This window comes from Zhongshania marina, assembly GCF_002915595.1.
Taxonomy (GTDB): Bacteria; Pseudomonadota; Gammaproteobacteria; order Pseudomonadales; family Spongiibacteraceae; genus Spongiibacter; species Spongiibacter marinus_B.
Genome location: NZ_PQGG01000040.1, coordinates 135,261 through 157,350 on the forward strand (window position 1 = coordinate 135,261; position 22,090 = coordinate 157,350).

At 49.9% G+C, this 22,090-nt stretch carries 19 protein-coding genes; 5 read left to right on the forward strand and 14 right to left on the reverse strand.

Annotated features, from left to right (window positions below; translation table 11 throughout):
* The first annotated feature begins 140 nt into the window (after positions 1-140).
* On the forward strand, positions 141-731 hold the full coding sequence (locus tag C0068_RS17380) for a hypothetical protein (protein ID WP_146047920.1): 591 nt from the start codon (positions 141-143) through the stop codon (positions 729-731).
* A 167-nt stretch (positions 732-898) separates the two neighbouring features.
* Here C0068_RS17380 and C0068_RS17385 read toward each other — a convergent pair whose 3' ends face one another.
* The 8 genes from C0068_RS17385 to C0068_RS17420 all read right to left on the reverse strand — a co-directional run bounded on the left by C0068_RS17385 (position 899) and on the right by C0068_RS17420 (position 8,482).
* The gene (locus C0068_RS17385; protein ID WP_103685750.1) at positions 899-1,621 is read right to left on the reverse strand and encodes a YebC/PmpR family DNA-binding transcriptional regulator; all 723 of its coding nucleotides are present in this window, start codon (positions 1,619-1,621) and stop codon (positions 899-901) included.
* Positions 1,622-1,772: 151 nt separating this feature from the next.
* Complete coding sequence (locus tag C0068_RS17390; protein ID WP_103685751.1) at positions 1,773-2,528, reverse strand: SDR family NAD(P)-dependent oxidoreductase; 756 nt, start codon at positions 2,526-2,528, stop codon at positions 1,773-1,775.
* A gap of 41 nt (positions 2,529-2,569) precedes the next feature.
* The gene (locus C0068_RS17395) at positions 2,570-3,691 is read right to left on the reverse strand and encodes a helix-turn-helix transcriptional regulator (protein ID WP_103685752.1); all 1,122 of its coding nucleotides are present in this window, start codon (positions 3,689-3,691) and stop codon (positions 2,570-2,572) included.
* A 132-nt stretch (positions 3,692-3,823) separates the two neighbouring features.
* Positions 3,824-4,852 (reverse strand): 4-hydroxy-2-oxovalerate aldolase, encoded by a 1,029-nt coding sequence (dmpG, locus tag C0068_RS17400; RefSeq protein WP_103685753.1) that lies wholly within the window; start codon positions 4,850-4,852, stop codon positions 3,824-3,826.
* Between the two features lie 12 nt (positions 4,853-4,864).
* A complete protein-coding gene (locus tag C0068_RS17405; protein ID WP_103685754.1) occupies positions 4,865-5,782 on the reverse strand; it encodes an acetaldehyde dehydrogenase (acetylating) in 918 nt (305 codons plus the stop codon).
* Between the two features lie 38 nt (positions 5,783-5,820).
* On the reverse strand, positions 5,821-6,609 hold the full coding sequence (locus tag C0068_RS17410; RefSeq protein WP_103685815.1) for a fumarylacetoacetate hydrolase family protein: 789 nt from the start codon (positions 6,607-6,609) through the stop codon (positions 5,821-5,823).
* 2 nt (positions 6,610-6,611) lie between these two features.
* On the reverse strand, positions 6,612-7,445 hold the full coding sequence (locus C0068_RS17415; protein WP_103685755.1) for an alpha/beta fold hydrolase: 834 nt from the start codon (positions 7,443-7,445) through the stop codon (positions 6,612-6,614).
* Positions 7,446-7,621: 176 nt separating this feature from the next.
* Positions 7,622-8,482 (reverse strand): SDR family NAD(P)-dependent oxidoreductase, encoded by an 861-nt coding sequence (locus tag C0068_RS17420; RefSeq protein WP_103685756.1) that lies wholly within the window; start codon positions 8,480-8,482, stop codon positions 7,622-7,624.
* Positions 8,483-8,701: 219 nt separating this feature from the next.
* Between C0068_RS17420 and C0068_RS17425 the strand changes: the two genes are divergently transcribed.
* On the forward strand, positions 8,702-9,070 hold the full coding sequence (locus C0068_RS17425; RefSeq protein WP_103685757.1) for a DUF3703 domain-containing protein: 369 nt from the start codon (positions 8,702-8,704) through the stop codon (positions 9,068-9,070).
* A gap of 39 nt (positions 9,071-9,109) precedes the next feature.
* Here the strand turns inward: C0068_RS17425 and C0068_RS17430 are convergent, their stop codons facing one another.
* A complete protein-coding gene (locus tag C0068_RS17430; RefSeq protein ID WP_103685758.1) occupies positions 9,110-9,454 on the reverse strand; it encodes a PBPRA1643 family SWIM/SEC-C metal-binding motif protein in 345 nt (114 codons plus the stop codon).
* A 542-nt stretch (positions 9,455-9,996) separates the two neighbouring features.
* Here C0068_RS17430 and C0068_RS17435 point away from each other — a divergent pair.
* The 3 genes from C0068_RS17435 (at position 9,997) to C0068_RS17445 (ending at position 14,373) form a co-directional block, all read left to right on the forward strand.
* Positions 9,997-12,402 carry a TonB-dependent receptor gene (locus C0068_RS17435; RefSeq protein WP_103685759.1) on the forward strand — a complete coding sequence of 802 codons (2,406 nt, stop codon included), beginning with the start codon at positions 9,997-9,999 and terminating at the stop codon, positions 12,400-12,402.
* Between the two features lie 13 nt (positions 12,403-12,415).
* Positions 12,416-13,120, forward strand: a complete 705-nt coding sequence (locus C0068_RS17440) for a response regulator transcription factor (RefSeq protein WP_103685760.1) — start codon at positions 12,416-12,418, stop codon at positions 13,118-13,120.
* A gap of 122 nt (positions 13,121-13,242) precedes the next feature.
* A complete protein-coding gene (locus C0068_RS17445) occupies positions 13,243-14,373 on the forward strand; it encodes a sensor histidine kinase (protein ID WP_199176217.1) in 1,131 nt (376 codons plus the stop codon).
* A 168-nt stretch (positions 14,374-14,541) separates the two neighbouring features.
* Here the strand turns inward: C0068_RS17445 and C0068_RS17450 are convergent, their stop codons facing one another.
* From C0068_RS17450 to C0068_RS17470, 5 genes are all read right to left on the reverse strand, one after another.
* Entirely contained in the window at positions 14,542-15,489 is a 948-nt protein-coding gene (locus C0068_RS17450) for a transglutaminase family protein (protein WP_103685762.1), read from the reverse strand.
* Positions 15,486-18,011 carry a circularly permuted type 2 ATP-grasp protein gene (locus tag C0068_RS17455; protein ID WP_103685763.1) on the reverse strand — a complete coding sequence of 842 codons (2,526 nt, stop codon included), beginning with the start codon at positions 18,009-18,011 and terminating at the stop codon, positions 15,486-15,488. Before C0068_RS17455 ends, C0068_RS17450 begins: the two co-directional genes overlap by 4 nt.
* 225 nt (positions 18,012-18,236) lie before the next feature.
* Complete coding sequence (locus C0068_RS17460) at positions 18,237-19,169, reverse strand: alpha-E domain-containing protein (RefSeq protein WP_103685764.1); 933 nt, start codon at positions 19,167-19,169, stop codon at positions 18,237-18,239.
* Positions 19,169-20,653: a circularly permuted type 2 ATP-grasp protein gene (locus tag C0068_RS17465; protein ID WP_103685765.1), complete on the reverse strand. Its 1,485-nt coding sequence runs from the start codon at positions 20,651-20,653 to the stop codon at positions 19,169-19,171. The genes C0068_RS17460 and C0068_RS17465 overlap by 1 nt, the downstream gene beginning before the upstream one ends.
* A 374-nt stretch (positions 20,654-21,027) precedes the next feature.
* Positions 21,028-22,083 carry a Glu/Leu/Phe/Val family dehydrogenase gene (locus C0068_RS17470; RefSeq protein WP_103685766.1) on the reverse strand — a complete coding sequence of 352 codons (1,056 nt, stop codon included), beginning with the start codon at positions 22,081-22,083 and terminating at the stop codon, positions 21,028-21,030.
* Positions 22,084-22,090 lie beyond the last annotated feature (7 nt).

A 22,090-nucleotide genomic window follows, 5' to 3' on the forward strand; every position in this document is an offset into this window, starting at 1 on the left:
CTATAGGCGCACGTTGTGACAAAAATTTATTTACGACAGAATGAAATCGTTCGGAAAAAATGAGACCAGCGCTCACCGATGAAGACCTTAATCAGTATGACGCTAAATATGATCAGTCTTATCAATCACAAGGATTTATTATGAATAAGAAAATGAAAGCACTACTCGGCGGTTTGGCGATAGCTAGCTCAGCGATGACAGCACAGGCGCAAATACCTGTAGTGGGCGGTTTATTAAGCGGCTTGCCGGTCGTAGGCGGTATAGTTGGTGGCGACTTACTTGGCGGTGATCTACTTGGTGGCCTACCCGTCGTCGGCGGCCTAGCTGGCGGAGATCTACTTGGCAGCTTACCTGTTGTTGGCGGTCTGGCAGGCGGTGATTTACTCGGCGGATTACCCGTTGTTGGTGGCTTGGCAGGTGGCGGTTTACCCGTGCTTGGCGGCTTAACAGGTGGTGGCTTACCCATCATCGGCAGCCTGAGCGGTGGTGGACTACCTATAATCGGCGGCCTAACTAGCGGCGGCTTACCCGTCATCGGTGGCCTCACAGGTGGTGGCCTGCCCATTGTTGGCACCCTACCCGTTATTGGCGGCTTATTAGGCGGAGACCTACTTGGCGGTGGCTTACCTGTTGTTGGCGGCCTACTCGGTGGTGGCATCCCTCTTGTCGGCGGCTTGCCCGTAGTTGGTGGTGTAGTAAGTGGTTTGCCAATCGTTGGCGACATTCTATAAACCACGTTGTCACAAATGCCCCATCAAAGCCGAGCACGACGCTCGGCTTTTTGCTTTCTGGGTATGGTAATTTTAAAGGCCAGAAATTAAATAGAGGCTAGAAGCAGCCCCAGCTTTCAATACTGGGGCGATGCTAAAGCTCAGCTAGGACCGAGCTAAAGGAACAATTACGACTCTGGCAATTCCGCGTTATGGTAAACGTTTTGCACGTCATCTAAATCGTTGAGCATATCCATGAATTTTTCAAACATGGGCAGATCATCACCGCCAACGGGGGATGTGTTTTGTGCTAAGAACTGAATTTCATCAACATCGAATTCAGTAACACCCATTTCCATCAAGGCCTGCTTGGCTTTGAAGTAGTCGGTATTCGGTGCAAATACCGATATCTTTCCACCTTCGTTTTCAATGTCGCTGACATCAACATCCGCTTCCATCAAGGCCTCTAATGTCGCCTCTTCATCATCACCACTAAATACAAAAATGGCGGAATGATCGAACATATGGCTGACACTACCCTGGGTGCCGATTTTGCTTTTGGTTTTAGTAAAGCATAAACGCACATCACCAAAGGTTCGGTTGGGATTGTCGGTAAGGCATTCGATGATAACCATACAGTTGCCAGGACCATAACCTTCGTAGCGGGCTAGGGCGAAGTCTTCCCCAGCACCGCCCTTGGCCTTCTCTATGGCCTTTTCAATAACGTGACTCGGTACTTGATCTTTCTTGGCACGTTCTATCATGCCACGTAGCGCCAAATTGCCAGTGGGGTCAAACCCACCTGCTTTAGCGCAGACGTAAATTTCACGTCCGTATTTGCTGTACACCTTGGCCTTGGCATCTGAGGTTTTGGCCATGGAATCTTTGCGGTTTTGGTAGGCTCTGCCCATTGCGCTGCTCCGCTGAAAATAACAAAAACACGGATTTTACAGACAGGTATTCAGATAGGGAAACATTTCGTCACATTCATTAGCCTCCAGCGCCGCAAAATGGCTTAACGGCGCAGGATCGAGGGCCAAGCGGCCCGAATGGCAGGCTAGATTAGCGTAAAAATGCCTGCCCACCATCTATTGGCAGGGTATGACCGGTAATATAAGCGGCATCTGGCCCGCATAAAAACACCACAACCCGCCCCACGTCTTCTTCGCAGTCACCTACTCGCCCTAGGGGAACCGTATCTAAAAAGTCCTCGACATCATCCCCGCCGCTTTCAACCCAACGGCTCATCGCCGGCGACATCGCTAAGGGCATGATGCAATTAACGCGGATATTGTCTTGCCCCCACTCACAGGCTGCAGCCCTGCTCAGTGCACGGGTCGCCTCTTTAGCTGCGGCGTAAGCCCCAAAGCCAGCAGAATCAGAGCGCATTGCCGCCGAACTGCCGACGTTCACGATGCTGCCATCGCCGCGCAAAAAGGGGTAACAGGCTTTCATAAATCGCAGGGTCGCCAAAGGGCCGGAGTCCATACCGTCGAGGTATTCGTCTTCATTGATTTCGAGGAGATTGCCAAGGGGCACGATCTGAGCGTTATTCACTAGAATGTCGACACCACCAAACTCATCGACTATTTCTAAAATCGCCGCATCGATGTCTTCTGCCACCGTAACGTCGCAAACAAAGGCTTGTGCCTCGCCGCCCCGCCGATGAATTTCTGCGCAGGTAGCCTCTAATGTGGCTAAGGTTCTACCCAGCACCGCAACAATTGCGCCCTCAGCCGCTAAGGCAAAGGCAATACCAGCACCGACACCTTGGCCGCCGCCCGTTACCACCGCTACTTTATTTTGCAAAATAGCCATCACACACTCCCCTTACGACGAATGTGACCAGCTAAGCGAGTTTAGTCAGCTAGCTGTGCCACGCTTTTCAGAATCAACCGCACCAGCAGCGTTTGCCTGCTGACACCGGTTTTTGAAAAAATCGATCGCAGATGTGTGCGTGCGGTATTGCGGCTCATGCCAAGCGCCGCAGAAGCCTCATCAAGACTTAAACCATCGGCCAGCAGTAGCGATAGCTGAGCTTCGGTTGGGGTAAAGCCAAATAACTGAATAATCACCGCCACCGGGGCTTCAGCTCCGTACTCGGGGTCGCTGATAAAGATAGCAACCGTGGGCACCGACTTACCTTCAGACCATTCAGTCACCGGTACGGGTCGCGCAATCACACCTAAATCAGAAAAATCGCCATCACGTGGCACCCGCATTGCTTCAACCACCGTCGGCTCATCGCCGCTGCGATGCTCCAATATCCGATTAATCAAACGCTGCAATTTCTTGGTTGTCGCCTGATCGCCAAGAAGCAATTGACCATCTTCAACCCGAACATCTGGCTCGCGGATAATCAGGTGCTCCGCCATTCTATTGCAGCTAAGCACGCGACCATTTTCATCAAGAATAATAGTCGCCAATGACAAACTTTCCACCGCGCCAGCGTACAAAGCCCGCTCAGATTCAACCTTGTTTAATCTGACATGAAAGCGCAGTGCACGTTCCAAATGCGGCACCAAGGCGTAGATCAAATCGCGGTCGGCCTGATCAAAGCTCGCGGAATGCTCGCCACGGGCGACCCGCAAGCCGGCGTTCATCTCACCGGGAACAACAATATCTACACCTAGCGAGTCGTACAGCCCCGCCGGTTTCATGCACAATTTATAGAGTTCGCTATCTAGCCAGCCTTCCCCAGGAACCATTTCCATCAAGCTTTTTACTTCGCCGGGGCGTAGCGACTGAAACGGGTCCATGGCAAATAAGCGCTCTTGATAGCGAGCCAGTGATTCAAGATTACCGCCCACTACCCGCAAAACCCCACGGCCTTTTTCGGATGGCTGATTCAATACCAGCGTCACCGACACCGCACTCATCATTTTGCACAGCACCGACAGGAAATCTTCCCACGGTTCCTCTTCTAAAGGGCCTTGGTAAATTGTCGCGATTACTTCATCAAAGGCGGGATCAATCAGCATAACGGCAGCAAATGAACCTTATTAATTATTAGGGCCGCCAGTATAACCGAGAAAAGCCTACAAAAAAGGCCTTAGAAGAAAGGCCTTTTTAGATAGACAGATGTGGACTAGCTTAAATTGCCTAGAACTTAACTAAATAAGCCCGCGCGCCTTTGCCATGTCTAGCGCAAGATCCTCAATCATATCCTCTTGACCGCCAACCGTGCGCCGACGGCCCAGCTCAACAAGAATATCACGCGAAGACAGCCCGTATTTTGCCGCCGCACGCTTGGCAAACAACAAGAATGACGAATACACACCCGCATAGCCAAGGGTTAAGGAGTCGCGATCGATACGGATGGGGCTATCCATAATCGGCGTAACCAAATCCTCGGCGACATCCATAATTTTATACAGATCAATGCCGTGATTTACTTCCATACGCTCCATGACCGCCACCAGCACCTCAAGAGGCGTATTACCGGCACCGGCACCCAAACCCGCGACGGAGCCATCTATTCGATTTGCACCAGCCTCAACCGCCACCAATGAGTTCATCACCCCAAGACTAAGATTGTGATGGGCGTGAAACCCCAGCTCCGTTTCTGGTTTTAACTCACGGCGAAGCAACGCGATGCGCTCTTTGACCTGATCTGGCAGTAAATAGCCCGCAGAATCGGTGCAGTAAATACAATTAGCGCCATAGGACTCCATAAGTTTGGCCTGTTCAACAATCTGCTCCGCCTCGATCATATGGGTCATCATAAGAAAACCGACGGTATCCAATCCCATTTGCGCCGCCATACCGATGTGCTGTTCCGACACATCGGCTTCAGTGCAGTGGGTCGCCACGCGAATCGTCGTCACTCCTAAATCGGCGGCCATTTTAAGGTGATCGACAGTGCCGATACCGGGCAGAAGCAGCGCAGAAATTTTCGCGTTTTTCACCACACCTACAACAGCTTTTAAGTACTCCTCGTCGCTATGGGCGGGAAAGCCATAATTGACTGAAGAACCACCCAGACCATCGCCATGGGTTACTTCAATCAGCGGCATTCCCGCTTCATCTAAGCCCTTGGCGATAGACTTCATTTCGTCTAAAGAAATCTGATGTTGCTTGGCGTGCATGCCGTCGCGCAAGCACATATCGTGTAGCACTACTTTTTTACCGCGTAAATCCATTATTCTCTCTCCTTAGACCGACGCTGTTGTACTAAGCGAAAAACGTCCGGCCAGCATTTCTTCCGCAAACATTTCTGCGGTGCGCAGGCCAGCCGCCGTCATAATGTCTAAGTTGCCGGCATACTTAGGTAGAAAGTCGCCTAACCCTTCTACCTCCATAAACATGGACACCCGATTGCCATCGAATACAGGCCCATTTTTTAGGCGATAGCCAGGTACATACTTTTGTACCTCAGCCACCATCTCATCAACCGATTTACGGATTGCGTCCTGATCTGGTTCGTCGTCGGTAAGGCAGTGAATAGTGTCGCGCATAATGAGTGGTGGCTCGGCGGGGTTAATAACAATAATCGCCTTGCCCTTTCGCGCACCACCTACCATCTCGACTGCGCCTGCCGTGGTGCGGGTAAACTCATCAATATTTTTACGGGTTCCCGGGCCAACGGATTTAGAGCTTACCGTCGCCACGATTTCACCGTAGCTTACTGACTGCACCCGCGACACCGCGGCGACCATTGGAATAGTTGCCTGTCCGCCACAGGTCACCATATTTACATTATTACTGCCCGCCGCGAGCGCGTCTTTCAAATTAACCGGCGGTACGCAATAAGGGCCAATAGCTGCAGGGGTCAGGTCTATCATCAACGCACCCTGCTCATTCACCTTGCGGGAATTTTCAGCGTGCACATAAGCCGACGTTGCATCAAAACAAATCTGCACACCGTCCGCTTTCATGGTGGCCAACATGCCATCTACACCGTCTGACGTCACTTTTAAGCCCATTTCGGCGGCGCGGGATAAACCCGGTGAATCGGGATCTACCCCAACCATCCACACCGGCTCAATCAACTCTGAGCGCAATGCCTTCATTAGCAAATCGGTGCCGATATTACCGGGGCCAATAATTGCCGCCTTAATTTTTCCTGTCATGTGTTGCACTCTCTAAATTAACAGCGAGTAAACCCGCCTTATACAAACTTAATCGACGCTCGGCCAATGCCATGTAATTCCATTTCCATTTTGTCGCCAGCGACAACGGGCTCTAGCGGTACAAGCGATCCCGATAAAATCACCTCGCCAGCCTTAAAGGGAATACCAAAGCGTCCCAAGGTATTTGCCAACCATGCCACTGCCGTCAAGGGGTTGCCCTGCACTGCGCTGCCCAACCCCTCGCTAAGCAAGCTGCCATTCTTCCAAACGGTAATTTTTAAATTAGGCAGGTCATGATCTTTAGGATCAGCACTCGCATCGCCCAAGACATAGACGCCGCAAGAGGCGTTGTCGGCAATGGTATCTTGAATCCGAATATTCCAATCTTTAATGCGCGAATCGACAATTTCAAAACACGGCATAATGCATTCGGTAGCCGCCAACACATCCGCTTCGGTCACGCCTGGGCCCTGCAAATCAGCTTTTAATTTAAAGCCAATTTCCGCCTCAGCTCGTGGCTGAATCAAATTCCCAGCCACCGGAATTTCTGCACCGTTTGGATAAGCCATGGCATCGGTTAGAAAACCAAAATCCGGTTGATGAACCCCCAGCATGTCTTGTACTACTTTACTGGTCACACCAATTTTTTTGCCGACAACGACCTCGCCATCATCTTCAACACGGCGCGCCAACATCCGCAAAGAGATGTAATAAGCATCGTCAATAGTGATATCTGGCGCCTGCTCAACTAAAGGCTGCAAAGGCCGAAAAGTCCGCATGGCCTTATACAAATCATCACCTAGTAACTCAATCAATCCTTTGTGCATCATTAGCCGTTTCTCAAAAAATCATCGGTGCTGCGATTAAACATATCGCGGTGCTCTACCATTACCCAATGCCCGCACTGTGAAACCAGTGTTAAACGAATATTTGGGCAATTTTTTGCCAAGGTTTGAATACCCGTTTCCGGCATCATTTTTTCGTTCACACCCCAAAATGCCAGCACGGGGCAAGTTATCTCCTTCAAACGCGATGCCATATTGGGCACGACCATTGAAGTAATCACTTGGCTATTTTGCTGCTGAAAAATACCCCAACGCTCATTGATTAGCTGCTCGTCCACCACGCTGTCGTCATACACCAAACCGCGCCTAATAAAATCCTCTAAACGCTCAGGTGCCATCGGGCCAGAGGTGAACACCTCTTTCATCACCTGCATACCAGGCATATGAAAATAATCGGCCTGCTCTTCAAGTCCGCCGGGGGCCATTAACACCAGCTTGTCGACCTGTGCGGGATTATCCAAGGTAAATTTTATGGCGATCGCGCCGCCCAAAGAGTTGCCAATCAAGGCACAGGTGGAAACTTTTAAATGATCGAGCAACTGCTTAATGCACTCGACAAAAAAGTCGAGGTGATACTGGGCATCTTCTGGCTTATCTGAATAACCGTAACCGATCAGGTCCGGCACAATTACCCGATATCCGCGCTCAGCCAAATAGGGATAGTTGTATTTAAAATTGCTGTGACCGCTAGCGCCACTGCCGCTGCCGTGCAGAAACACAACCACCGGCCCACTGCCATTGTCGATATAATGCAGACGCTGACCATTAGGCAGATCCGCATAGTGTGCTTCGGGCAAACCCGCGACTATCGCTGCCATTATTATTTTCCCCAGTAGCAAATTTTGCAGATTTTAGAGTTTGAATTGGCGTCTCGCAGCGCGCCAACAGTGACCTTATATTTGCAAGCAATGTTACCGGCTTAGGCCATACACCCTAATACCTCAAACGGATGACAGCTATTTTGACTAGCTAAGATGATTGCCAAACGCCCCGCTTATTGAATAACAATGTCGGTGAACTGTGTTTCATCACCAAACATCAAGCGTGGCGACGGCGGCAAACGACCGTCAATATCGGCCAATCCATATTCCGCACCCAACTCAGCAGCAAAATACACCTTACCACTGCGTGTCATGCGCAATTTATCTGCCGCTAAAGCGGCGATAACACGGCCGGTAAATTCGGGAGATTCCACCATCGCCATCATTTCGCGGTATAAATCGGGATCCGCCGCAAACGCAGCTTGAGTGCGCTCGGTTTTCAGCAAGCCCATCCACAGCGAAACAACAGCAACCTGATGCGGCTCAAAATCGACAGCCATATCATGCGCCATTTTATCAACACCGGCTTTGCCGGCACCGTAGGCCGGCCCGTGCATATAACTCCGACCACCGGGAGATGAAGTGTTTACCAGCAAGCCACCGCGCTTAATTAACAACGGAGCCGCGTAATACGCCGCCACATAGCTAGAACGCAGACCCACATTTAGAATATCTTGCAGATTTAAGGGCTTTTCCCAAAATGGGCCGGCCATCGTTAAAGCGTCGGGAACACATAAGGCGTTGTTAACGAGAATATCGAGTCTGCCGTGATCGTCCTCAATCTGCGCAAACAAAGCAGCCACTTCGTCGTCATTCCCGTGATCGCATATCACCGCAACGCCTCGACCACCACGCTGATTAATCTCCTCAGCAGTAGCGAAGACCGTTCCCGGCAAGGCCGCATCACCCTCAGCCTGAGTTCGTCCCGTGACGTAAACCGTCGCGCCAGCATCCCCTAGCGCCAAAGCGATACCCTTACCGGCGCCACGACTCGCGCCGGTCACCAACGCAATACATTCACTCCCCAAAAACATAGCCGCTCCGTTCTCTGTTTTATTATCGGTTTAGACAGGCATCAAACTCACCGCAAGACATGGAGTACATCAGCCGCAAATACGTGATCATAGTACGCCCTGTAAACGAACACCCTCCCACGGATAGACGAGATACACCGCCGCACCGAGCAATTGCTTTAAAGAAGCCATCAGATTATTTTAGGGGTGGCTAAATAACACCACCGCAGGGACTACACCATGCTGACGTTCACACAGAATATCGCACCCCATGTAAACAAAGAACTGGACTTGGCCGCTTCTGCCAGACGTGCCAACAAGCCAGAACAGGAATTTAAGCATCTGGAAAATGCCCATGTGCTGGGACAAGAATCGACCTACCAACACACCAAAGTACACTGTCTAATGTTAATGTGGGGTTTGCGGCAACTAAATGGCCGAGAAGTGCTAGGACAGCTATTTAGAATAATTGGCGCCGCCACCAAAACGGCAATTGGCTTAGTGCCTAGCGGCAATACCGGAGGCAGCAATATCAGCCCCTTTGCGAAATTGCCGCTATCAGCGGAGCATCAACAAACTATTTTGAAGGCCAAGCAGGGGCAATCATAAGCGTTTCCGTCAAGCCCATTAAATAAGACCAAATAAGGCTTATGCCGCACCGCAGCATTTCTTATATTTTTTGCCACTGCCACAATGACAGGGCTCGTTGCGAGCCGGTGTTTTTTCAACGGTCTGGGTTCCGCTCATACTTAATAGTACAGTTAACTCACTAATATCTTCCACCGCCGACTCGCTGCTATCAACCTCAATCTCAGCATACAAACCCGCCTCCTCCAGCATCGCCTCCACCTCCTGCTTGCGCTGCTCAGTGTTCACCACCACATTCAGTGGATATTTTTTACTTCCGGGTTTGGTGTTCGCCTTGCTTTGATAACCATGATTAATATGACTTTGACGCGCATCTTTGCGGCCTTTAAAGAAAAACTTAGACACGTTGACGACCTTGATAAAGTATCGGATGTGGACAGAGCGCCCAGACCATTAAAATTGCTGACGGCACAATACGTCGATATTTGCTTTTTGTCGCTATAAACCTAGGGAATCTTTTCAAAATTTGCCAACACTCAAGATTTAACAGTCCCCCACCTAACAAGACATGAGAACACCATCCAAAAGATAAGGACAATGCATACATTGAGGTAATAACTGAGACTTGCCACTATGGGGTACGATAGCTTTTTAGTACTTAGCCGCAGACCGAATTGCTAGTTCAAAAGAAAACGCGTCGTATGCCTGAATAATACCAATCTCCTCGACCTCTCCTAAAAGCTGTCGATACCCTCTCCCACAGAAATAGAACCGCTGCGTCACCTATACTAAGCACCAATATCAATTTGGTGGATACGTCAGGTGATGGGCGTAAGTAAGGCAAGGGACTCCTCATATATCCTTTACCTTTCAGCGACATTTTAGTCACATTGACGGTGTTAACCTTCCAACCAAATAATACAGTCGATTATTGGAGGATTAACTCTATGGGCAGGCAATTAAACACTTATAACAAGAATCTCAGACAGATGTCGTGGCTAACGATTTCGGTACTCCTAATCGGCCTTCCACTTTTTGCCCTCGCAGCAGAAGCACCCGGTGGTATGACTTTTTTAGTAAAGGATCAGATTACCGATCGGCCACTCTCAGCCGTGCAGATCAAGATCACGGAACGGGAAACCAATTCCACACAATCATTAGAGACCGACAAGCAAGGTCGTGTCGCCATTGAACAACTTGACCCCGGCCTCTACTCGGTGAACGTCGTCAAACGCGGGTACGCATCAAGCTATGAACCAAGTGTACGCGTAATTACTCGGAAGAATATCAAGATTGAATTCGAACTAAGAGCACAGGCTGTTGAGGAAGTGATAGTTCGCGGATGGATGACTGATCCATCTACATCAGCTTCTAGCACCTATCTAGACAGAGAAGCATTGCGAAGTGCTGTAGGCGGGGGCGCAGATCCGCTACTCTCGTTAGATGGATTGCCTGGTCTGGCTTCCGCTAGTGAATTCGCAAGCTTTAGTGTTCGCGGTCGAGGTCCGAGAGATAATTTATTGTTTGTTGATGATTTTCCCTTCGATAAAGCGGTGCACTTTGATGCGACCCTAGGTGAAGAGGAAGATGTCGGTGGTGGTGGCCGCTTCTCGATTTTCGCACCGAATGTTATCAGTGGAGCATCATTCTCACCGGGTGGATGGGGGGCGGCTTATGGTGGCCGCGCAGCATCGCTACTCAAACTGGAAGTCGCTGATGGCAATCCAAGCCCTTCAGCAAGTTTCCGCTACGACCTTGCCGGCTATGAAGTGGGTTATGACGGCCCGATCGGTATCACTGAAGAGGCTACTTTGCTGGTTTCTGCTCGACAGCTAGACTTCGGCGCGTTGTTTGAAACTATTGAAGAGCTAGACATTGGAGAGCCTGTCTTAAGAGACGTCATCGTAAAGTCGGTTATACCCATCAATCAGAACAACACCTTTGAAATTCTACTGATAGATACACACGAGGACTATACACGCGGTGTAATTCACGTTTTTGAATCGCCCAATTTCGAAGATGCTTCGCTTCAAGATGCGGAACAAGATAGCGATTTGTTCGGCCTTACATTACGATCACTCATCGGTGAAAAATCAGTCTGGACCAACAAGGTTTACTATCGTTCAAGCGACAAAATCAGTTCAGAGGGCGAAGCTTTCCCCGACCTCGTCCCAGCAGGATCACCCGCGTCTAGTTTCCCTGTGCGGGAAGACATTATTACCATCGCCGAAGATGAAACGGAGATGGGCTGGCGAAGCGATTTCGAAACCGTAAATCAATGGGGTGTGTTCAGTTCCGGTATCCGAGTAACGCAAATTAAACTTGATTACAGCACAGTCTTAGATGGCGAATGGAACCGATTTATCTACGACGACGATGATTTTAGAGAAGATCCCGAACAGCGCTATATCGTACTGACTCCTGAGAACATCAACTCTTCAATAAGCCAAAATGAAACGAGCTATGTTGGCTATGTCGATCAAGTTTTTGAATTCGGTGATTGGGAATTTGGCACTGGCTTACGATTTGAGCGGGACGGCTTTGCAGACGAAAGCTTTGCGTCACCGAGGCTCAGCGTAAATTGGCAGCCGAGTACATTAGTTAGATATTTCGCGACCGCAGGGCTCTTTCATCAATCGCCACGGTTTTTAGAACTTGCGGCTAACGATTCAAACGAGCTTAAAACCGAAAAAATAACGCATCATAGTATCGGTTTAAAATATTTCCCAAACAATAACTGGTCAGTATTACTGGAGGCCTATTATCAACATCTCGACGAGCTTGTGGTAGACCTTGATCGAGCAAATGGAACATTTGCCAATATTGGTGACGGCACGTCGTACGGCATCGACTTCGTCGTCGACGGTACGATCCGCGAAGGTCTTTACGCAAGCGCAAGCTATTCCTACAACGACGCCGTGGTTGACCGGAAAGATGGGCGCGGTGACGTAGCTGCTGAATTTAGTCGCGAGCACGTCGCCACCCTCGGCCTTACTTGGGAAATTAACGACCGCTGGAAGATCGCTGGACGCTACAAATATCTTTCTGGCAGACCAGACGACGAGTTCATAATTCACTCAGACGTGCTAGGACCAGGACAACCGCTACGCTACTCAAAGGAAATCACTGAGCGCAACGTCGGCCGTAAAAGTGGTTCCAGTTTAGTGAATGTCCGTGTTGACTACAGACGCGCATTTGGCCCCATAGATGTTACAACCTTTCTCGATATCATCAACGTAACAGCTTCATCATCAAGCGACGACACCGAGTTTGACTACCGCAGAGGCATTGAAGTAAAAGACGACAGCGAAGCCGAGCCATTGATCGGTCTGCGACTGGATTACGCCTGGTAAGGAGGAATTGCGCATGGCACATGCGTTTGCTACAGCGCCGATTAGAGCCTTGATTGTCGAAGACAACCGCGATATTTGTGAAAATATTGCGGCATATCTCGAAAAGCATAGCTATATACTCGATTTTGCCTATGACGGTATCAGTGCGATGCATTTGGCGTTAACGAATCCATTCGACGTGATCGTGCTGGATCTAATGCTGCCAGGGATGAGTGGCTTGAATTTCTGCAAAAAGCTGCGAACGGATGCCAAAATAGAAACACCTGTTCTTATGCTAACGGCGAGGGACACACTTGACGATAAACTTAAGGGGTTCGAGGCAGGCGCCGATGATTATTTGGTCAAACCATTCGCATTACAGGAACTGCATGTGCGATTACAGGCCCTTTACAAACGCAGTCGCGGAAAAACCGACGAGCTGTTAACTGTTGGTGACCTGACCCTGAACCGTTCCACACTACAAGTCCATCGCGCGGGACAGCGCGTCGACCTCAACCCCGCTTGTATGAAACTGCTGCAACGATTAATGGAAGTTGCGCCGTCTGTTGTGTCTCGTGATGATCTCGAAACTTTGCTATGGGCAGACGAACGCCCAGATGGTGACGCACTTCGCTCACACTTATACAAGCTGCGACAAGCTATCGATAGGCCTTTTGATAACCCCTTAGTTCATACCGTACATCGCATCGGCTACCGAATTGCAGAGGATGTTAAGTAATGTACCGGCACAGTTTGCGTACGCGTGTCGCCATTGCATTTACTATATGTGTAGCAGTACTTAGCATAGCCTGGGGATTCGCGTTCTTCGCGGCAATCAGATTAAGCGAAGATCGTGTGTTAGTGAATCAGTTACAACGTGCCGCCGAAAGCTACCCTTTTTTGCCGACAAATCTACGCGGATACGATGATGCTGCTAGCCTGCCGGCATCACTCAAGGAGTGGGCGCAAACAAACCCCGACGAGGGATTGTACGAATTCCATGCCGATGAGTTACATGTCGCGGTGCTTTCTGTCGACAACGGAAATCCGGCGACTGACATTGAACAGCAAAACGCATTTGTGGTTTTCAACGTTGCTGGGATTGAGGCTGAGTCATCAGAGGATTGGTGGTGGCTACTACTTATTATCGGTATCGTCGTTACTCTCGGTGTGCTGGGTTTCGCACTGGGAATTATTGTGATGCGTAAAGCTATCGCCCCAGTCGCGCAACTTGCCAAAGTAGTTGCAGATATAGATCCGCAACAACTCTCTGCCGACGATTATAAGCGTATACAATCTAGCAGGTTCGGTGATGATGAGGTTGGCGTGCTTGCTAGAACCATTGAAACGACGCTTGAGCGTATCAGCGCATTCGTTGCAAGGGAGCGATACTTTACCGATTCAGCCAGTCATGAGTTGCGCACGCCAATCACAGTAATAACCGGCGCACTTGAACTGTTAGAGCAAAGCGAACTGTCAGCGACTGATGTGAAGGCACTAAATCGAGTAAGGCGTGCCACGCTCGACATGAAAACCACAATAGAAATGTTCTTGGCCCTCGCTCGCGAAACCGACGACGGATTATATGATGAGCAGTTTTTGGTGATGCCACTGGTAAGCAAGGCGATAGATCAGCAACGCTACCTATTGAACAGCAAGTTGGTCGATGTTGATATCGACCAACTTGCCAATCCCAAAGTCTGCGGACATCAGCAGGCTTTTTCTATCGCGGTCAATAATCTGGTACGAAATGCATTCGAGCACACGCTCGACGGGCAGAGACCAATCACGATTCACATCAAAGAACACGAGCTATTCGTCACCAATCAGGTACGCAGTGAAACTGATGCGCAACGCACACAACCCGAGGAGTCTCCGCCAAACGGATATGGCCTAGGTTTGGGCATAGTGCAAAGGCTGTGTGAACGAAATGGCTGGTCATTTTCTCTACATGCTGACGAGACTTGTGTAGCCGCCCGTCTTTCATGGTAGAGACAAAAGACAAGCAGGTAGTAGCTTTTAGATAGCTACAGTTCAAGTGCTTTAATGATGTAAAACACCGCCTGATAACTTACTTGGTGTCCGGCCAGATGCACGTTACGAATGAATCAACAGACAGTATTTTAAATAAAATCAGCGCTGCCCATATAGTTCGCCTGACTAGGTCTGCGACTGACTCTGGGTTTGGCTGGGAGCCGGCGCTACGGTGTTAAATCCAATGGCATTGCCCAGTTCAACTCTTGCAACGTCTACCGCTACAGACAAGATCTGCTTTCCTCCTCCGCCAAACACCACGCCTTTTAGGGGAGTCACATCTGAATAGTCGCGCCCCCAGGCAGTTGTTATGTGTTGATCTGCGGGCATGACGTCGTTGGTAGGGTCAAAATCCTGCCAGTCATCCCCCGGAATATAAACCGCAAACCAAGCATGTGAGGCATCTGCCCCCTGCATTTTAACCTGGCCTGGTGGTGGCAATGTTTCCAGATAACCACTTACATAGCGGGCAGCAAAGCCAAGACTACGCATTACGCCAATGGCCAAGTGGGCAAAATCTTGGCACACGCCACGACGGTTTTTTAGTACATCAACTAAGGGGGTTGCGACCGTTGAAAAGCCAGGATCGTATTTAAAATCCTTAAAAATACGGGAATTTAATTCCCCCACCGCCTCTAAAAAAGACCTTTCGGGACGGAATAGGTCGCGACCAAAATCAGCTAGCTGAGGGCTGGTGGCAATCATCGGTGAGTTAAAGGAAAACTCTGTCGCCGACATGTCTTCTAATTCACTACCAGATTTTAAAGCTGCTAACACTTCTGCGCAGGTGATTCCGCCGCCTAGTAGGCGCGGCTCAGATGGCGCGATTTCAACCTCGCTGTCCACAATAACCTCTAAGGATTGGTGCGGTCGCTCTACCGTAAAATGGCAGACTACATTGCCAAAATAATCAACGCGCTTAATTCTACTCGTCGGTGCAGGAATGATACGAATATCACTATAATTTACCCGTTGCCCATTACATTCGCGGGGAATTAAGTACGCGACGTTATATCCCTGATTCACCTGATCGGCATATTCGTAGCGGGTTGAATGCCTTACCCGATATTTCATGAAACACCTCTGCCACTCATTTCAACGGGTTGCGGCCCCATAGCGTGATCGAAATAGCGATCTGCCAAAGCTTGGGATGCCGCCTTCAGGTCAGCGTCTAACTGGTCAAGTAATGCGCCCAACTTTAAATGGTTGCCGGTTTTCTCGTCGCGTTTGGCAATCTCTTCCAGCGGCGTGAGTAATAGATTATTTGTTGCACGTAAAATACAACGCATATCATCGCTCAGCTGAATACTCTTGTTCGCACCTTCAACGTCTTCTAAATGATTGCGTAAACTTTCGAGCTGAAACATCAGCGAACGCGGGTTTTGACGATCAAACAAAAGCAGCTCCATACCCTTGTCTAAGCGGTAGCCACTCCGGTAATAGCGCTTGTAAACGATGCGCGATTCCAAGCTCGCCAACACCGGCTTTAATAGCGGAACGCCCTGACTATCACCCTTGTCGTTAACTAAGACATGACTTAGTAGTTCAACAGTTTGTTGCGCGCGCTCTAAGCGTCGGCCCATCTCCATAAACCGCCAAGCGCGGCTACGCACCATGCTTTCTTGGCTTAAACCACAGAGCGCTAACAAGCTGGTAATCAATGGGTCGAGTAATTCCTCTGGCGCGGCCTGCAAACTACTTTCAAGATTTTTATTCAGATACTCCATGCCGTCGCGAATATCGTTTACCAAGCGCAGCATGTCATTTGACAGCAGCTCTTTTACACCATCGGCGGAATGCAGAATCGCTTCTAGGCAATGGGCAATACTGCCAGGTCTTGAGCGGTTTGAAACTATGTCGAGCAGCTCATGCTCAGGAGTTTCAAAATCCGCATCTTTCGCGGTAAAGCCTGGAAAGGTGCCGGTGACCTTGGTAACTGAGCACAGCAGTACGCGGCGGTTTTCTGGCGACAGGGGCTCAATACTATTGAGTTCTTCAAAAACGGTTCGAACCAAACGCAAACCTGATTCCGCCCGCTCCGCGTAACGACCAAACCAAAATAAATTGTCGATAACACGGCTTGGCAAGCTGAAATTGCGATCCATTTTTTGGCGCGCTAATTTTTCAGGCTCGAATACGCTGTCTTCTATTTCTGGCTCAGACGCCAAAATCCACGTGTCTTTGCTACCGCCGCTGTACTGGCTAACAATATGCTGGGTGTCGGTGTGAGTGCCAATATGGGTAAGCCCACCGGGCATAACACTATATGAGCTGCCGCTGGCAACGGTAAAGCCACGCATTACCAAGGGGCGACTGCTAAAGACCTTGCCATCTAAAGCCGGTGTTTGCGAAGGACGCACGGCACTTTGCGCCACATAATCGATGGGGTTTGCCAAGACCTTTGCCAACAAGTCTGCGCGCTCTTGGGGATTTAGCTCCGCTACAAACTGGCTGTGACGCCCTGGCACTCGGCAGGTATGACGAATCAGTAGGTCGTCGAAATGGGCCTTAACATACTCTAAATCAGTTGCATCGCCGCACCACCAGGTTGGTACCGAACTTAGCCGCAAGTCGCGACCAAGAAAATGGCGGGCAATTGCCGGCATGTATTTAGCCAGTACTGGGCTTTCTAATATGCCGCTGCCGAGAGGGTTGGCGATAATAACACCACCGGCGCGGGCCACTTCAGTTAAGCCCGGCACACCCTGCCCAAAACTCTGCCGCGACACCACGGGGTCGGCTACGCTGTCATCTATTCTGCGAAGCACCACGTCAACTTTGCGCAGACCGTCTAGCGACTTTAACCATAGAGCGCCTTTGCGAACAGTTAAATCCCGACCCTGTACCAAGGGATAGCCCAAGTAGTTCGCGAGATAAGCGTCTTCAAAGGAGTTTTCCTTGAACGCACCCTGCGTGAGGTAAACCACCAATGGCGCGTCTTTGGTCGGGCTAAGCTCCGCTAATTTACGGCGCCACTGCAAAAAGAAATTAGACAGGCGGTGAACGTGGGCGTCGCGGAATAAGCTGGGCATCACCCGCCGCAATACAGTTCTGTTCTCTAGGGCGTAGCCTGTTCCCGATGGCGCTTGGGTTCTGTCGCCAATGACCAACCACTCGCCACTGGCCGAGCGCACCAAATCTGCGGCGTGAAATATCAGCTGATGTTCGCCCGGCAAGCGAATGCCGTCGCAGGCCCGCAGAAAACCTGGGTGACTAAAAATAGCCGCCGGTGGGATGACTTTGTTATGGATGAGCGTGCGCTCACCGTAAAGATCACTCAGGATTAAATTGAGAAGCTCAGAGCGTTCGCGAAGGGCATTTTCTATAGACTCCCACTCCTGACTCGACAGGATCATGGGGAGTAAATCTAAGCTCCAGGTGTGACTAACATTGAGCTGGTCCCCGGGGCTGTAGCTAGCGCCGTCGTCGCGAAGAATACGCTTGGCGGTGCGCTGCCGTTCAAGGAGGGCATCCATACCCATAGCATTAAGTACCCGCATAGGATAATGCCAATGTTCGCGAACATTGCCATCGGCTCCGATGACCTCGTCGTATTGGTCATGCTGCGGTTTATAAACAAAGCGTTCAGTTAACATGGATGTGGCGCCAAAAGCGTGCGTCGAGTAAAAGAAATACCCAGAATTAAAGGAATATCACTACGGTCACATCCGCGATTCCCAAACCGTAAACACCACGATCTTGCACCATGTTGGTGCTGGAATCGCGACCGCCACCAACAGCAAATCACGATGGAGAAGACTACCGTAAGTCCCTAATCTGGGCAAACCCATGCGGCTGCTAGATTTACCTACTAACACTAATTATGCTGGCTGAAACCATGTCCCCTGAATGGCTTTGTGAATCACCAGTGAGTTTTTTTCCAGCTCGGTGAGATAGCTGGGAAAACCCACCGATACATCGCTGTAATCACTGCCCTTGGTAACCGTTTTCAAAAAACTGTCCAAACAAGCCACAACGTTTTCATTAGACGGCAACTGCTTGGCGGAATCTTGCATCCGTAACAAACCGCAACTCACGGAGCGTGGGAATAGCGTGTCTTCCAGTAAAAAGCGTGCGGCATCGTCACCGTTAATCGCCACCTTCATTGTTCGCCGGTAAGGCATGGTGGCATTCAAGGTGCCAAGCACACTCCCCCACACCGCATCTAAAACGTGGTTGGTGTCATTTTCAATAAAGTCGCTAGACATACTCGCACCTGCCTCCAAAATCCGGAGGGTCATATCGGCCCGCTCTAAGCTGCGCCCCATATTCAAAAAATGCCATGCCGCATCGCGACGCATAGTATCGGCGATTAGGCCATTGATCTGCTGACAGGTTTTAATAATGTCCTCTAGAAACTCATGGCGGTATCGGCGATTAACACCTTGGGTGATATTTTCTGAGACAAAAATCTGGAACTCGTTCACCAGCTCCCAGCTCTCCTGCGGCACTATGTCTCTGGTGGTGCGAATATTTTCCCGCACCATACGCAGTGACGAAGCCAGCGAACTTGGGTTGCTAAGATCCTCTAATAAAAACTTCACGACCCGCTTTTCGTCCTGAACGGTAAAACGCCGGTTATATTCCCCGTGACTGCCGCTGGCAATGACCAAGTTATGCCAGCTAATGCCGGTATCCCGTGGGAGGTCGAATAATAGCCCAGTATAAACCTGAATCAGGCGGGCCATACTTTCAACACGCTCTAAGTAGCGCGCAAACCAATACACTCGCTCTGCAACTCGAGATAGCATCATTATTTTGCGCCCCCTTCCGCGATAATCCAGGTATCTTTACTACCACCACCCTGTGACGAATTAACGACAAGCGAGCCTTTTTTCAAGGCTACCCGTGTTAAACCACCTGTCGTTACCGCCAAGTCTGTGCCCTGTAAAACAAAGGGTCGCAAATCTAAATGTCGCGGTTCGGCCTCTCCTGGCCCGGTGACCACCGGTGCGGTAGAAAGCATCAGTGTAGGCTGGGCGATATAATTGCGGGGATTTTCCTGAACTAATTTACGAAATTCTTCATGATCTTTTTTGGTGGCATGGGGGCCGACCATCATGCCGTAACCGCCCGATTCATTGGCGGGCTTAACCACCAATTTTTCGATATTTTCTACAACGTATTTAAGCTGCTCTGGATCGTCGCAAAGATAGGTTTCGACATTGGGCAGAATCGCTTTTTCGCCCAAATAGTATTCGATCATTTTCGGCACATAGGCGTAGACCACTTTGTCATCTGCCACACCGGCACCGGGGGCATTTACCAAGGTCACATTACCCGCCTGCCAAGCGCGCATGATCCCCGGCACCCCTAAAATCGAGTCGGGATGAAAGGCTTCCGGATCTAGGAACAAGTCATCTATCCGCCGATAAACGACATCAACCCGCTCAAGACCGGAAATGGTTTTCATGTACACGCAGTCATCGGTATCGACAAATAAGTCGCTACCCTCCACCAACTCAACCCCCAACTGCTGGGCCAAATAGGCGTGCTCAAAATAAGCCGAGTTATAAATACCCGGCGTGAGAATGACAATCTCTGGTTGGCGCACCTTACGCGGCGACACCGAGGCCAACATATTAAATAGCTTGGCGGGGTAATCATCGACGGGGAGGATATTGTTAGTCTCAAATAACTCTGGCAATACGCGCTTGCTGATCTCGCGGTTTTCCAGCATATAGGCGACACCTGAGGGAACCCGCAAATTATCTTCTAAAACATAAAATTTGCCGTCAGCATCACGTACCAAATCACAACCGCATATATGCGCCCACACACCTTTCGGTGGATTAATACCCACACACTCCGGACGAAAATTTTTAGAATCCTTAATCAGGTATTCCGGTACCACGCCGTCTTTAAAAATCTTCTGCTCGTGGTATACATCATTAATAAACAGGTTTAACGCCCGCACCCTTTGCATCAGCCCACTGGCGGTCTGCTCCCACTCCTTGGCGCTAATCACTCGCGGAATAAGGTCGAAGGGCCATGTGCGGTCGATATTCTCACCATCGGAATACACCGTAAAACTCACACCCATGTCGCGCACTGTGCTTTCAGCCGCCACCCGCCGGCTCTCTAACTCTTCACGACTAAGTTGCGCTAAATGTTTTACTACGCGCTGACTAGCGCGGCGAGCCCCTCCTTTGGGCGTGATCATTTCATCGAAAAAACCATCGGCTTGATACTGACTCCAATCGATACCGCCAGATTCCTTGTCTGCACCTTTCGTCATCTATAAAACACCTTGCTGGAAATTATTTTCCTCTCAATCGCAGCGCACCAAAATAGAGCAACCTCGATCAGAGTCTCGCTATGTGTTAGCGCATAATCGATTTCTTTTCTCTCTTATGCCCCGAATATACCCAATACTTATGACACTCAGCAGCAATAGGCAGGCCAACTTGCACAAATTTGACACGTGCTAATCAATTTTTTTAGCTAGCATATCGGCCCAGATACTCAAACCAGCATACTCGGCTTTTGGGCAGAACTGCAGCCATAAAAGCACACTCTGTGGATTTCACCCAAAATACTGATGCCAATGTTTAGACAAACCGATTCGTATTAAATTTAACGGTTTAGAGATGCTATTAAGAAAGGGCCGTCTTATGCCGCTTTAATGCGTTTTTTGAACAAAAATTTCTCTTCCGCCAAGCCCTCGGCAATTTTTTCGGTAGACATATTGCTCGCACTAGAGCGGGTAAATACCTCTAGCAATGTATCGGCAATTGTTGCGATATGCGCCGAGGTATTCGCAGAGCTCCCCTCTGCACGCTGGTAATACACATCAATAATACCGCCAGCATTAATCACAAAATCTGGGACGTATAAAATCCCCCGCTGCAATAAGCGCTCGCCCTGAGCATCGCTGGCTAGCTGATTATTTGCGGCACCAGCGACGATACCCGCTTGAATACTCTCTACAGAAATTGAATTGATAGCCGCCCCCATTGCGCAGGGAGCAAGTACATCGGCCTTAAAACCTAGCACCTCGTCACAGCCAATTATCGTAGCGCCAGCTTGACGCGCCAAATCGGAATTTTGGGGATTCACATCGGCGACAAAGACTTGAGCACCTTCGCCAATCAGCAGAGCAATCAAGTGCCGCCCCACTGCGCCCGCGCCCTGCACCGCAACACGAACTCCAGACAAACAATCGCTGCCACATTTAAATTTTAAGGCGGCTTTTATTCCGTAAAATACTCCCTGTGCAGTATAGGGCGACGGATCACCGCCAAAGCGACCACCCTCCATGACACCCGACACATAGGAAGTACGCTCTGCAATAATTTTTAAATCACTTACCGTAGTACCTGAATCTTCCGCCGTGATATAGCGCCCGGCTAAATCATCAACAAAGCTGCCCATCGCTAACAGCAAGTCTCGGGACTTTATTTTGTTGGGATCACCAATAATGACCGCCTTGCCGCCGCCCAAGGGCAAGCCGGCCAAAGCAGATTTATAGCTCATTCCCCTCGACAAACGCAGCACGTCATTCAGCGCATCGTCATCATTTGCATAGGGGTACATTCGACAACCGCCCAGGGCCGGCCCTAGATTTGAGTTATGTACCGCTACGATAGCGCGCAAACCGCTGCGCTCGTCGTGTTTAAACGAGATGAGCTCGTGGCCATCGAAATAAGGCGAGTTAAACACCGTCATTACTCAC